The 13,212-nt window shown below is 70.5% G+C and carries 9 protein-coding genes; 4 read left to right on the top strand and 5 right to left on the bottom strand.

Going from position 1 to position 13,212, the window contains the following annotated elements:
• On the top strand, positions 1-392 hold a 392-nt coding region (locus VGZ32_RS14895; protein WP_326886619.1), incomplete at its 5' end, for a 4Fe-4S dicluster domain-containing protein.
• Between the two features lie 154 nt (positions 393-546).
• The gene (gene pepN, locus VGZ32_RS14890; RefSeq protein ID WP_349263616.1) at positions 547-3,069 is read left to right on the top strand and encodes an aminopeptidase N; all 2,523 of its coding nucleotides are present in this window, start codon (positions 547-549) and stop codon (positions 3,067-3,069) included.
• A gap of 213 nt (positions 3,070-3,282) precedes the next feature.
• On the opposite strand, the gene VGZ32_RS14885 is transcribed toward pepN, so the two are convergent.
• Positions 3,283-3,981, bottom strand: a complete 699-nt coding sequence (locus VGZ32_RS14885; protein ID WP_326886617.1) for a hypothetical protein — start codon at positions 3,979-3,981, stop codon at positions 3,283-3,285.
• 170 nt (positions 3,982-4,151) lie between these two features.
• Here VGZ32_RS14885 and VGZ32_RS14880 point away from each other — a divergent pair, with 170 nt between their 5' ends.
• On the top strand, positions 4,152-5,108 hold the full coding sequence (locus VGZ32_RS14880; RefSeq protein ID WP_326886616.1) for a sucrase ferredoxin: 957 nt from the start codon (positions 4,152-4,154) through the stop codon (positions 5,106-5,108).
• A 32-nt stretch (positions 5,109-5,140) separates the two neighbouring features.
• On the opposite strand, the gene VGZ32_RS14875 is transcribed toward VGZ32_RS14880, so the two are convergent.
• Positions 5,141-7,255 carry a DNA topoisomerase IV subunit B gene (locus tag VGZ32_RS14875; RefSeq protein WP_326886615.1) on the bottom strand — a complete coding sequence of 705 codons (2,115 nt, stop codon included), beginning with the start codon at positions 7,253-7,255 and terminating at the stop codon, positions 5,141-5,143.
• 442 nt (positions 7,256-7,697) lie between these two features.
• Between VGZ32_RS14875 and VGZ32_RS14870 the strand changes: the two genes are divergently transcribed.
• Positions 7,698-7,940 (top strand): DUF7455 domain-containing protein, encoded by a 243-nt coding sequence (locus VGZ32_RS14870; protein ID WP_326886614.1) that lies wholly within the window; start codon positions 7,698-7,700, stop codon positions 7,938-7,940.
• 111 nt (positions 7,941-8,051) lie between these two features.
• Here the strand turns inward: VGZ32_RS14870 and VGZ32_RS14865 are convergent, their stop codons facing one another.
• The 3 genes from VGZ32_RS14865 to VGZ32_RS14855 form a co-directional block, all read right to left on the bottom strand.
• Positions 8,052-9,761 (bottom strand): RNA polymerase sigma factor, encoded by a 1,710-nt coding sequence (locus tag VGZ32_RS14865; RefSeq protein ID WP_326886613.1) that lies wholly within the window; start codon positions 9,759-9,761, stop codon positions 8,052-8,054.
• A gap of 440 nt (positions 9,762-10,201) precedes the next feature.
• Complete coding sequence (locus VGZ32_RS14860; RefSeq protein WP_326886612.1) at positions 10,202-11,905, bottom strand: SpoIIE family protein phosphatase; 1,704 nt, start codon at positions 11,903-11,905, stop codon at positions 10,202-10,204.
• Positions 11,906-12,202: 297 nt separating this feature from the next.
• Positions 12,203-13,126 carry a FadR/GntR family transcriptional regulator gene (locus tag VGZ32_RS14855; RefSeq protein ID WP_414642546.1) on the bottom strand — a complete coding sequence of 308 codons (924 nt, stop codon included), beginning with the start codon at positions 13,124-13,126 and terminating at the stop codon, positions 12,203-12,205.
• Positions 13,127-13,212 lie beyond the last annotated feature (86 nt).

The raw sequence follows: 13,212 nt of genomic DNA, 5'->3' as shown, positions 1-13,212 counted from the left end.
ACCCGTCGGTCAAGCTGGGCGAATTCCGGATGCAGCAGGTGGACGTCAACCGGCCGCAGGAATTCAGGAAGTGCATCGAGTGCTTCCTGTGCCAGAACACCTGCCACGTCATCCGCGACCATGAGGAAAACGAGGCCGCATTCGCCGGGCCGCGCTTCCTCATGCGGATCGCCGAGCTGGAAATGCACCCGGCCGACACCGCGAACCGGCGCGAGATCGCGCAGGACGACTTCGGGCTCGGGTACTGCAACATCACGAAGTGCTGCACCGAGGTCTGCCCGGAGAACATCAAGATCACCGACAACGCGCTCATCCCGATGAAGGAGCGCGTGGTGGACCGCAAGTACGACCCGCTGGTGTGGCTCGGCAACAAGATCGCCCGCCGCAAGTAGCGGCCTGAGCGACCCGAACAAATCGTGCCCCGCCCGGAATCCCGGGCGGGGCACGGTCGTGTCGCGAGGATCACGGATTCCGGCGCGCGCGCCGGGGATCGCCGGGTGGCAGGATGGGCCGGTCACGTAGGAGTTGGCCGAACTGGAGACGCTCATGCCGGGCGGAAACCTGACACGCGACGAGGCGCGGGAGCGGGCCCGCCTGGTCGCGGTGGACACCTATCGGGTCGCCCTCGATTTGAGCGGTGCCAAGGATCTGAGCGCCGCCACGTTCCGCTCGACCAGCACGATCTCGTTCTCGTGCGCCGCGCCGGGCGCGTCCACGTTTCTCGACCTAATTGCGCCTCAGGTGCTGTCGGTGACGCTGAACGGCGAGTCGCTGGATCCGGCCGCCGTTTTCGCGGACTCCCGCATCACGCTGCCGTCGCTCCAGGCCCGCAACGAGGTCACCGTCGTGGCCGAGTGCGCGTACAGCAGGACCGGCGAGGGGTTGCACCGGTTCGTCGACCCGGCGGACGGCCGCGTCTACCTCTACACCCAGTTCGAGCCGGCCGACTCGCGGCGGCTCTACGCGAACTTCGAGCAGCCGGATCTGAAGGCCTCGTTCACCTTCGACATCTCGGCCCCGGCCGGCTGGCACATGTCGAGCAACGCCGCGGCGCGGTCCCGCCTGCCGGTGGTCGAGGGCGCCGCGCGCTGGCTCTTCTCCCCCACCGAGCGGATCTCCACCTATCTAACGGTCGTCGTCGCAGGGCCCTACCATGTGGTGCGGGACCACTACGCCCGCGTCCTGCCGGACGGGACCACGCTGGAGATCCCGCTGGCCGCGCTGTGCCGGGCCTCGCTGGCCGAGCACTTCGACGCCGAAGCGATCTTCGAGGTGACCAAGCAGGGTCTGGACTTCTTCCACGAGGTCTTCGACTACCCCTACCCGTTCGGCAAGTACGACCAGGCGTTCGTGCCCGAATACAACCTCGGCGCGATGGAGAACCCCGGCTGCGTCACCTTCACCGAGGACTACGTCTTCCGGTCCAAGGTGACGGACGCCTCGTACGAGGGGCGGGCCGGCACGATCCTGCACGAGATGGCGCACATGTGGTTCGGCGACCTGGTCACCATGCGCTGGTGGGACGACCTGTGGCTCAAGGAGTCCTTCGCCGACTTCATGGGCACGTACGCGCAGGTCAAGGCCACCCGCTGGACGAACGCCTGGGTCACCTTCGCGAACCGGCGCAAGGCGTGGGCCTACCGGCAGGACCAACTGCCCACCACGCACCCGGTGGTCGCCTCGATCGACGACCTCGAAGACGCGAAGCTCAACTTCGACGGCATCACATACGCCAAGGGCGCCTCAGTGCTCAAGCAGCTGGCGGCGTACGTCGGCGAGGAGCCGTTCCTCGAGGGGGCGCGCCGCTACTTCAAGCGGCACGCGTTCGGCAACACGACGCTCGCCGACCTGCTGGCGGCGCTCGAGGAGACCTCCGGGCGGGATCTGGGCGCCTGGTCGAAGGCGTGGCTGGAGACGGACGGGGTCAACACGCTGGCCCTGGACCGCGGCGCGATCGTCCAGTCCGGCGCGCCGGGACGGCTGGAGGCGCGACCGCATCGGATCGCGGTGGGCACCTACGCCGCCGCGGACGGGGGCGTCGCGCGGATCGGCCGGGCCGAGCTGGACGTGACCGGGACGCACACCCCGATCGAGGTCCTGCCGGACGCGTTCACACTGATCAACGACGAGGATCTGTCGTACTGCAAGGTCTATCTCGACCAGGAGCAGCTTGCCTGGCTGGAGGAGCGGCTCTCCTCGGTGCGCGACCCGATGGCCCGGTCGCTGGTCTGGTCCTCGCTGTGGAACATGACCCGCGACGGCGAGCTGCCCACCACCCGCTTCGTCGGGTTCGTCGACCGGCATGCGGCCGGCGAGACCGAGATCGCCGTTCTGCAGTCGATCCTGGCGCAGACCACGGCCGCGCTCGACCTCTACCTCGCGCCCGGGCGCCGCGCCGCGGTCGCCGACCTGGCCGCGGCCACCGCCCGGCGCGAACTGGCCGCCGCCGCGCCCGGCTCCGACCACCAGCTGGTCTGGCTCGGCTTCACCGCCGCCACGGCGGTCAGCGAGGCAGACTTCGAGCTGCTGGAGGACCTACTCGACGGCGGCACTGTGCTCGACGGCCTGACCGTGGACGCCGACAAGCGGTGGACCCTGCTGCGCGCGCTGGCGGCCGCCGGACGCGCGGACGACGCGCGGCTTGGGGCGGAGCTGGCCGGGGACAACACCGCGGCCGGCCACCGGCACCACGCCGGCTGCCTGGCCGCGCGCCCCGACCAGGCGGCGAAGGCGGCGGCCTGGCGGCTCGTCGTGGACTGCGGCGACCAGCCGAACGACCTGTTGCGCGAGCTGCTGGAGGGGATGGCGCAGGCAGACCAGACAACGCTGCTGGAGCCGTTCGTCGAGCCCTACTTCGCCGGTCTTGACCGGATCTGGGCCGAGCGCACCATCGAGAACGCACGGCGGATCGTCTCCCTCGGCTTCCCCCGCCTGCTGGTCGCGCCCGAGACGCTGGCGCGAGCGGACTCGTGGCTCTCCACCGGAGGGCACGCGCCCGCACTGCGCCGCCTCGTCGCCGAGGCGCGCGACGACCTCGCGCGGGCCCTGCGGGCACGGGCAGTCGGGTGAGCGGCGCCCAGGGGGTGTTTGGAAAGTCTCGCCGCGCCTGCGGCGTGTGTTCGCGAGCGGCACGCTCGCTGCGTTGGTGAAGCACCCCCGGGTGCAGCCAGGCACCTATGGTTCACAGCTTCCCAATATCAGGGAACTCCGCCGCCTTGCGAACGCACGCGACAGACGCCGCGGGCTAATCCGACGATAGTTTCCAAACACCCCCCGGACCGCCTACATCTCCCGCGGGTAGCCTTCGTGCCCGACCAGGCCGCGGTGGTCGTAGGGCCGGTGCAGCTCAGGCTTCGGGTGCAGATAGCCGAAGGTCTGGCCGAAGCAGACCACGGTCTTCGGACTCGCCGCGACGATCTGGTGGACCAGAGCCTCGCGGGCCTTGTTCCGCTCGCCGCTGATGTGGGCGGTGCGGCCGAGCCAGGCGGGAAAGGTGAGCAGGTCGCCGAGGTCGTGTACGGCTGCGGTGGCGAGGCGCCTGGCCCGGCTCTCCGGCTGGTGCGACGGCCAGTGCTCGCCCAGCCGCAGGTCGCGGCCCTCTTCCGGGGCGAGGATGGTGAACGCGTGCTCGCGCCCGCTGGGGCAGGTCAGCGTCAGGCGGCCGGCGCGGGCCCATACCTGCGCTTCCACCGGGTGCAGGAGACTCGTCTCGACCCGGTCCTCGTGCCAGGTGTTCACGGCGACCGGGCTCGCAGGCGCGCCGGCCTCCACCGCGACGACGCGGTGCTCGAGGATCGCCGGGATGCCGAAATCGGCCGCACGCGGAGCGGCGTCGAGCCGTGCGGGCTCGGCGGCCGCCGCTTCGGTGGCCCGCGTCGGCTCAGGCTGACGGCGGCTCTCCGCGGGATGGACCGGATCGAGGCCGCGCGAGGGCGGTGGGGTCGGCTGGGCGGATTCTTGGTCGGAATGCGTCGAGGTCATCGGTGGCCAACCTCCGAAGCGGGTGCCTTCTCCCCCGATTGCCATCATCCGCCGGACGACGCGCTTTCACCAGCGCTCGCCCGATTCCAAGTGTGGTGTCCGGTCAAGAGCGAACAATGTCCGGTCAAGAACCGCCTACAGCCGACGAGGCCGTCCGCTACCGTGTTCGCATGTCGCCTCCCTCGGCCACCCGTGTCCCGCTCCCGTCCTGCTCGGCGTTCTCCTTTCTCTACGGAGAATCGCTGGCCGGGACGGCGCCGACCGCCGCGACCTGGCTCGCCATCGAGCAGCCGGGCCCGTGGGGAGCGCGGGCCCTGACCGAGTCCCATTTCGATCCCGAGCTCGGCGCCGAGCTGAACCGTCGCGCCCAAGGCACCGGCGTGCGGATATCCCTGATCCGCCGGGTGGGGCGGCACACCCTGTCCCAGGAGTCCGGGCCGCGCACCGTGCTGATCGCGTCGACGCTCCCGAGCCACTCGGACTTCCGGGCGCTGACCGTGCGCGACCCGCGCGAACTGCTGGACCTCGACTTCGCCGCGCTCGGCGCCGGCCGGATCGACGCGGGCGATCCGCACCCCGAGCCCGCGCTGCTGGTCTGCACGAACAGCAAGCGCGACCGGTGCTGTGCGGTGCTCGGCCGGTCGCTCGCGCTCGGCCTCGCCGAGCTGCACGGCGGCGTCGCACACGCGAAGCTCTGGGAAACCGATCATCTCGGCGGTCACCGGTTCGCGCCGACCGCGCTCGTCCTTCCGGGCGGCTACCTCTACGGCCGGCTCGACGTGCAAACCGCGCTGCTGGCCGCGGAGCGGGCGGCCAAGGGCGAGATGTCGCCGGAGCTGTGCCGTGGCCGCTCCACGTGGTCGCGGATGGGCCAGGCGGCGGATCTCGCGCTGCGCACCGACCTCGCCTTGTACACCGCCGACGCGGTCGAGGTGGTGGCTGAGGAGGAGCTCACCGCGGGTTTGTGGGCCGTCACCGCGCTCGCGAACGACATCGAGTACCGGGTCCTGGTCGAGCAGACGACAGCGGCCGAGCCTCGGCCGGAGTCCTGCGGCAAGCCGGCCGGCACCCCGGCCGCCCTGCATGTGGTCGCGATCGAGCGGGCCGAGGTGCCGGCGCGGGTCTGACGACCCGCTGCCCGTTGTTCTGAGCCCCGGCCTCAGGCGTCGATCCGCGACCGGTCCAGCAGCGCGGCGGAGTTGACGATGTACTCGCGGCGCGGCGCCACGTCGGTGCCCATCAGCAGGTCGAAGGTCTTCTCCGCGGCCTCCGCGTCACCCAGCGAGATCCGGCGCAGGATCCGGCGGCGCGGGTCCATCGTGGTCTCGGCCAGCTGGTCCGCGTCCATCTCGCCCAGGCCCTTGTACCGCTGCACCGGCTCCTTGATCCGCTTGCCGCGGCGGTGCAGGTCGGCCAGGGTCCGCTTGAGCTCGGCGTCGGTGTACGTGTACACGTACTCGTTCTTCGCCCGGCCCTGCCCGATCACCTCGATCCGGTGCAGCGGGGGGACGGCCGCGTAGACCCGGCCGGCCTCCACCAGCGGCCGCATGTACCGGTAGAAGAGGGTCAGCAGCAGCGTCCGGATGTGCGAGCCGTCGACGTCCGCGTCCGCCATCATGATCACCTTGCCGTAGCGGGCGGCGTCCAGGTCGAAGGAGCGCCCGGTGCCCGCGCCGACCACCTGGATGAGCGCGGCGCACTCGGCGTTCTTGAACATGTCGGCCACCGAGGCCTTCTGCACGTTGAGAATCTTGCCGCGGATCGGCAGCAGCGCCTGGAACTCGGAGTTGCGGGCCAGCTTCGCGGTGCCCAGCGCCGAGTCCCCCTCGACCACGAACAGCTCCGAGCGGTCCACGTCGTCGGACCGGCAGTCGGCCAGCTTCGCCGGCAGGGCGGAGGTTTCCAGCGCGTTCTTGCGGCGCTGGGTCTCCTTGTGCATCCGGGCCGCGATCCGGGTCCTGGCCGCCGCGGCGATCTTCTCCAGTACCGCGCGGGCCTGCGGCTTCAAGTTGCGGTGGTTGCTGGTCAGGAAGTCGGAGAGCTTCTCCGAGACCACCGCGGTCACGATCCGGGCGGCGGCCGGGGTGCCGAGCACCTCCTTGGTCTGCCCTTCGAACTGCGGCTCGGCCAGACGCACTGTGACGACCGCGGTCAGCCCTTCCAGGATGTCGTCCTTGACCACCGGGTCGTCGTTGACCCGCAGCAGCTTCACCGCCCGCAGCTGCTCGTTGACGGTCTTGAGCAGGGCCCGCTCGAAGCCGGTGGCGTGGGTGCCCCCCTTGGGGGTGATGATGATGTTGACGAAGGACTTGACCACCGTGTCGTACTCGGTGCCCCAGCGCAGCGCCACGTCCACGTCCAGCGTGCGCTGCACCTCCTTCGGCGTCATGTGGCCGGCGTCGTCGAGCACCGGGACGGTCTCGGTGAAGGTGCCCGAGCCGGTCAGCCGCAGCGTGTCGCTGATCGGCCGGTCCGGCGCCAGGTACTCGCAGAACTCGGAGATCCCGCCGGCGTAGTGGAAGGTCTCCTCGCTCGGCTCGGCCCCGTCGATCCGCCGCTCGTCCCGTACCACCAGGGTGAGGCCGGGCACCAGGAACGCGGTCTGCCGGGCGCGGTCGTGCAGTTCCGGGAGCGAGATCCGGGCCTCCTTGAGGAAGATCTGCCGGTCGGCCCAGTAGCGGATCCGGGTCCCGGTGACCCCCGCCTTCTTCGCCGAGCGGCGGCCCTTGGTCATTCCGCTCTGCGCGGTGAAGGGCGCGTTCGGGCCATCGCCGTCGAACACGCCGGGCACGCCGCGGCGGAAGGAGATCGCGTGCGTGGCCCCGTCCCGGTCCACCTCGACGTCCAGCCGGGAGGAGAGGGCGTTGACCACGGAGGCGCCGACCCCGTGCAGCCCGCCGGAGGCCGCGTAGGAGCCGCCGCCGAACTTGCCGCCCGCATGCAGCTTGGTCATCACGACCTCGACGCCGGACAGCCCGGTCTTGGGCTCGACGTCCACCGGGATGCCGCGGCCCTGGTCGTGCACCGCGACCGAGCCGTCCGGGTGCAGGACGACCTCGATCCGCGAGCCGTACCCGGCCAGCGTCTCGTCCACCGAGTTGTCGATGATCTCCCAGACGCAGTGCATGAGACCGCGGCTGTCGGTGGAGCCGATGTACATGCCGGGGCGCTTGCGGACGGCCTCGAGGCCTTCGAGCACGAGCAGATGTCGCGCTGTGTAGTCCGCGCCCTTCTCACCACGGGTGGTCGCCGGGGCGGTGAGACTGGCGGTCACGGTGATTCGCTCCCTTGTGTTTCACGGTGTGTCTGCTGGTCGCGGGGCCGCGGCGGCGCCGGTCGGGGCCGGAGGCGCGGACATCCTGACGCGCACTCAGCGTAGCGGTTCGCGGGGACAGCGCTGCGGGGCTTGGGCACTGTCAGGGTTCCGACCAAAGTGTCGGTAAAAGTGGGCTGGAGTCTCACCATACGTGTCCGGTCCGGTACAGCCTGTCTACTTTCCGTCGGTTTCGGGCCGTCGGTCCGTACGCCCTGAGCGAACTGGCGGGGTTTTGCCCCTGAACACTGGCGCGGGGAGTATTCGCGGATGGTTTGATGTTGATCCGGGTAGACGGGCCGAAAACCCCGTCCACCGGACGCCCGGACCGGCGCACCGGGTCCGGAGATCCGCTCAGGATCGCCGGGCCACGGGCACAGTCGACGCAGAAAGAAGGGGCGACGTGACCGCTGTCCTGACACCAGACCTCCTCTCGCCCGAGCCGCTCACCGCGCTCGACCGCTGTGACCGCTGCGGCGCGAAGGCCTACCTCCGCGTCACCCTCGCCTCTGGAGGCGAGCTCCTCTTCTGCGCCCACCACGGCAAGAAGTACGAAGAGAGCCTGCGTTCCATCGCCGCCGAGATCCACGACGAGTCGGAAAAGCTCTCCGCCACCGAGGCCTCGGCCACGGACGACGAGCACTGACGACCTGGGCGCCCGGCGGACAGTCCGTCCGGCGCGTACTTTCCTGCCACTGACCGTCGAGCGGGCCGCACCCGGAGTTCCGGGTACGGCCCGCTTCGCTGTGTCCGCGTCCTAGTCCAGGTAGTCGCGCAGGACCTGGGACCGCGACGGGTGGCGCAGCTTCGACATCGTCTTCGACTCGATCTGCCGGATCCGCTCGCGCGTGACTCCGTAGACCTTACCGATCTCGTCGAGCGTCTTGGGCTGGCCGTCGGTCAGGCCGAAGCGCATCGAGACCACGCCCGCTTCGCGCTCTGACAGGGTGTCGAGCACGGAGTGCAGCTGCTCCTGGAGCAGGGTGAAGGAGACCGCGTCGGCCGGCACGACCGCCTCGGAGTCCTCGATCAGGTCGCCGAACTCGCTGTCGCCGTCCTCGCCGAGCGGAGTGTGCAGGGAGATCGGCTCGCGGCCGTACTTCTGCACCTCGATGACCTTCTCCGGGGTCATGTCGAGTTCCTTGGCCAGCTCCTCGGGCGTCGGCTCGCGGCCGAGGTCCTGGAGCATCTGGCGCTGCACCCGGGCGAGCTTGTTGATGACCTCGACCATGTGCACCGGGATGCGGATGGTGCGCGCCTGATCGGCCATCGCTCGGGTGATCGCCTGGCGGATCCACCAGGTGGCATACGTGGAGAACTTGTAGCCCTTGGTGTAGTCGAACTTCTCCACCGCGCGGATGAGACCGAGGTTGCCCTCCTGGATCAGGTCCAGGAAGAGCATGCCGCGGCCGGTGTACCGCTTGGCCAGCGAGACCACCAAGCGCAGGTTCGCCTCGAGCAGGTGGTTCTTGGCCCGGCGGCCGTCTTCGGCGATGATCTCCAGCTCGTGCTTGAACCGGGGGTCCATCTTCTCGCCCGAGTTGAGCTTCTCCTCGGCGAACAGGCCCGCCTCGATCCGCTTGGCCAGCTCCACCTCCTGCTCGGCGTTGAGCAGCGGGACCTTGCCGATCTGCTTGAGGTAGTCCTTGACCGGGTCGGCGGTGGCGCCCGCGGAGGCGACCTGCTGGGCCGGGGCGTCGTCCTCGTCGTCGTCGGACAGGACGAAGCCCTCGTCCTCCTCGGTGACGGGAGCGGCCTCTTCGCTGGCCGGCTCGGCCTCCTCGGTCTCCGCCTCAGCCTCGACGGCCTCTTCGGCGGCGCCCTCGATCTCGACTTCCTCGACCAGCGCCTCGTCGGCCTCGAGGTCGATTTCGAGCTCGGCGTCGAGGTCCTCCTCGCCGTCGATCGCCTCTTCGTCGTCGGACGCCTTGCCCGAGGTCGCCTTGGCGGGCGCGACCTTCTTCGCGGGGGCACCCTTCTTAGCGGGCGCGGCCTCGTCGCCTTCGGCAGCCGCCTTCTTGGCGGGGGCGGCCTTCTTCGCGGCGGCCTTCTTGGCGGGGGCCGCTGCGGTCTCGGACGCCTCAGCGGCGTGCTCGGCCGCAGCCGAGTCGCCGTTCGCGGTCGGCGCGGGCGCGCCCTTCTTCTCGGTGTTATCGGCGGCGGACTGCGCGGCCGGGGCCGCGGCCTCGGCGTTCTTGCGCACGGTCGTCGTGGCTCGCGCCGGGGTCGCGGCGGCGACAGCACGCTTGCGCGGCTTGCTCAGAGACGCGGCACCCTCGCCCACCACGGCGACGGTGACACCCTGTTCCAGCAGCGCGCGCAGTACCGACTTCGCCTGGCTGACCGGGACCTTGGCGTGCTCGCAGGCGCGCCGCACGTCCTCGCTCGAGACCGCGGCTCCCTGGGCGCGGTCGAGCAGGACCTGCACGGCGATCGCCACCGGCGTGGCCGGCGAGTCCTCTGTCATCGACTGGGCGCCGGACGCGGCGGTCGCGGCAGATGCGGAAAGCGAGGTAGGGGCCGACACTCACGTACCCTTCGGAAAGGTTCCTTGAAGCGCTAACTAAAAGACCTGGCATGCTATCGAAACGCGGCGGAACGGGACTGACGTATGGTGCGGCGGCTCTCCCGGGCCTGCCACGCTTGTATGACAGCGCGATGCAGCGGCACCGTATTCCCACTGTGACGACAGCAGGCGGCGGCCGCGTGTAGTCGTGCCTGGTGTGGATCATGCCGGCCGCGGCTGCTATCAAGCCGCTGTGCACCGCTTCGCGAACGCAGGTCACGCACTCGGTCTACGAGTCTAGCAGCGGTCGGTCGACAAGCGCGCACGGGGCCACCCCGTCGCTCCGCGGCGTTGTGTCGTCGTCTCACTTCGCTCCCCCCCTTTGGACCGGTGGTCCGGCTTCACGTCGAGCGCGCCACCCGTACCGCGAGCACCGTCACGTCGTCGTCTTGATCGTGATGCTCGCGCAGCATCGTGTCGACCAGGTGGTCGAGCAGCGGCTCGAGGGCCTGGTCGGGCGCCGAGCGCACGGCGCGCAGCAGCCGGTCGAGGCCCTCGTCGAGCGAGGCGGAGCGGGTCTCCACCAGGCCGTCCGAGAAGCCGAGCACGATGTCGCCCGAACCGAGCGTCATGTGATGCTCGATTCGTTCCTCGCTCCAGCCGAGCGGCGTCGCCTCGGGCGTCGCATCCACGTAGCGCGGCGCGCCGTCCGCGGTCACCACGAGGAGCGGGAGATGGCCGGCGTCGGACATCAGCAGCGATCCGTCGGCCGGGTCGAACACGGCGTAGACGACCGTGGTGAGCGATTCGGCGTTCTCGGTGGCGTCGAAGAGCCGGTCCAGGCCGCTCATCACGGCCCGCGGGGAGGGGTCGGTGAAGGCCAGCGCCCGCAGCGCGGCACGCACCCGGCCCATGCCCGCCGCGGCCGTCACCCCCTTGCCGATCACGTCGCCGACGACCATGCCGACGCGACCGTCCGGGAATCCGAACAGGTCGTACCAGTCGCCGCCGACCTCGGTGTCCATCGAGCCGGGGATGTACCGGAAGGCGGCCTCGACACCGGAGAGGCTGGGCAGCCGCTTGGGCAGCAGGGCCTCCTGGAGCGAGACGACCTGGCGGTGTTCGCGTTCGTGCATGCGGGCGCGGGCCACCGCCATCGTGCACTGGCCGGCCAGTGCCTGGAGGTAGGCCCGGTCCTCCTCATCGAAGGGACGCTCAGATTCGAAGGCGAGGTAGAGACCGCCGACCGGTCCGGCCGCGGTGACCAGGGGCAGGACGGCCCAGGCCCGCTCGTCGTCCGGGGCCTCGTCCCAGTGGGCGGATTCGGGGAACGCCTCGTGCATCGCTCCGGGCTCGGGCAGGTAGACGGCTTGGCCCGCGCGCACGGTGGCGGCGAGCAGCGGAGGCCAGGACAAGGTGCGCCGCTCCCAGCGCTCTTCGTCGGTCGAGTTCGGCGTACGCGGCGCGGGCACCGGGCGCGAGCCCGAGCCGCCCGGCTGCGGCCACGGCGTGTGCCCGACCGAGTCGAGCAGCCGGAGGTCGACGTGGGCGGCACCGGTGACCTGGCCGAGCTTCGCGACCGCCGCCCGCACCTCGCCGATGGTCAGCGCCCCGGCCAGCTCGCGGGTCACGGTCTGAAGCTTCCCGATGCGCCATTGCGTGGAGCCGAGCAGGTCGGCAACCCGGTGTCGGTCGGTCACGTCGTGCACGACGGCGAGCGCACCGATGATCGCGCCGGCGTCGTCGCGGACGGCCGACCAGTGGCTGTCGAAAAGGCGCAGCCCGCCACCGAGTTCTGGGGCCGCCTCGCGCTGCTCGATCTCACGGCGCGGAATGCCGTCGGCGAGGACCCGGGCGAGGGATGCCTCGATCTGGGAAGCGAGCCCGGCGGGAAGGATCTCACTGGGCAGCCGTCCCCGGTGGGCGGAGGCAGGAGCGCCGTTGAGGTCGGCCAGCGCGCGGCTGACCTGGCGATAGCGGCCGTCCGTGCCATAAAGCGCAAATGCGGCGGAACCGTCGTGCAGAAGGGCGCGCAGCAGTGCGGTATCCGCGTCGGGATGCCCCGTGTTCGCGGGACTGTGGTTCCGCATGGCGTCTCGGGCCACTGGCGCTCCCGTCCCCACCGTTCGCGACGAAGCGGCGGATGGAGTGTCCGCCGCCGTGCAGCCGGCCGCAGTGAACCACGGCCCAGGATGTTTCCCGCTCTGAGCTTAGTCGTCACCGCGCGTCTACAGGGAGTAATTAGATGGGAAAACTCCGCTCCGCCACCGCCGAGAACTGCCTACATGGAATCAAATGCCTCATTGTGAGCGCGCCGGGCCGGACGCATCTCACCGTCCGGCCCGGCTTTCCACCGTCGCTCGTCGCCCCAGTCTCCTGCTCTACCTAGCGCCCGCCCTGCCTCACCTATCCCGCTGCGCCGGCAGGTGAGCACTCGCCGCCGGGCTGGGCACCCGCCGCAGTAGTCCGCTGACAACTTCCGCCGCGCCCACGCCGTCGCCCGCCAAAACCCGATCGACGAGCGACGTGTGCTGATCGACCTCGGCCTCCGGCGAGCAGCCATACGAGCGGACACCGGTGATCTCGAGCGCGCCGCACACGACGGTGGCCAGGTGCTCCAGCATGCGGTTGTCGGTGACCCGCAGCAGCAGCGCGTGCAGTTCGGCGTCGGTGCGGTGGAATCCGCCGACGTCACCCGTGGCTGCCGTCTCTGTGAGCATGTCGGACAACTCGGCGAGGCGGATACGGACAGCCTCGGGCAGCCGGGCCGCGCGCGCGGCGACGAGGTGCACGGCGAGCGGCTCGAAAGCCTGGCGCAGCTCGATCAGCTCACGGGCCTGGTCGGTGCGATACGGGCCGAGGGCGCGCCACTCGATCACGTCCGGGTCGAGCAGGTTCCACTCGTGCACGGGGCGAATCCGCGTGCCCACGTTGGGACGGGCCGAGACCAGCCCCTTGGCCTCGAGCACGCGCAGCGACTCGCGCACGACGGTGCGGGAAACCTCGAAGCGGTTGCCGATCTCCTCCGGCACCAGCGGCCGGTCGGCGCCGAGCTCGCCGGCGACGATCATCTGACCGAGCTGCTGAACCAGCTGACCGTGCAGCCCGCGCCCGCGCTGGGCCGCCGCGCGCGGGTAGACCGACAGCGCGGTCGTGTCGACCTGGTATCCGATGCTCACGCCCATGGCGGCCGATCCCATCCCGACGGCCGGGACGGCGTATTCGTCCGCACGCACCGGGCTCACCACGGTCCCCGCAAAGCCCGGGCCCGCGATGCCCGGAACGGCGCCACTTGCAGTACCCACGTTCGTCTGACCTCCAGTCATACCTGCAATTTCCGGCGCGCTGCTCCCAGCAGCCCCAGCCTGTCCCAGCCATGCACCTGACGGCGCGACACTCCGCGCCATTTCCA

The sequence above is a fragment of the Actinocrinis sp. genome (assembly GCF_035938995.1).
In the GTDB taxonomy this organism is placed as follows: Bacteria; Actinomycetota; Actinomycetes; order Streptomycetales; family Catenulisporaceae; genus DASZGI01.
The sequence above is the reverse complement of the archived record's forward strand: the minus strand, read 5'-3'. Positions and strand labels throughout refer to the sequence as shown.

What these genes read in the sequence shown, in the direction of transcription:
- pepN (WP_349263616.1), top strand. Translation starts at nt 547, where the DNA reads ATGCCGGGCGGAAACCTGACACGCGACGAGGCGCGGGAGCGGGCCCGC.
- VGZ32_RS14885 (WP_326886617.1), bottom strand. Translation starts at nt 3,981, where the DNA reads ATGACCTCGACGCATTCCGACCAAGAATCCGCCCAGCCGACCCCACCG.
- VGZ32_RS14880 (WP_326886616.1), top strand. Translation starts at nt 4,152, where the DNA reads ATGTCGCCTCCCTCGGCCACCCGTGTCCCGCTCCCGTCCTGCTCGGCG.
- VGZ32_RS14865 (WP_326886613.1), bottom strand. Translation starts at nt 9,761, where the DNA reads ATGACAGAGGACTCGCCGGCCACGCCGGTGGCGATCGCCGTGCAGGTC.
- VGZ32_RS14855 (WP_414642546.1), bottom strand. Translation starts at nt 13,126, where the DNA reads ATGACTGGAGGTCAGACGAACGTGGGTACTGCAAGTGGCGCCGTTCCG.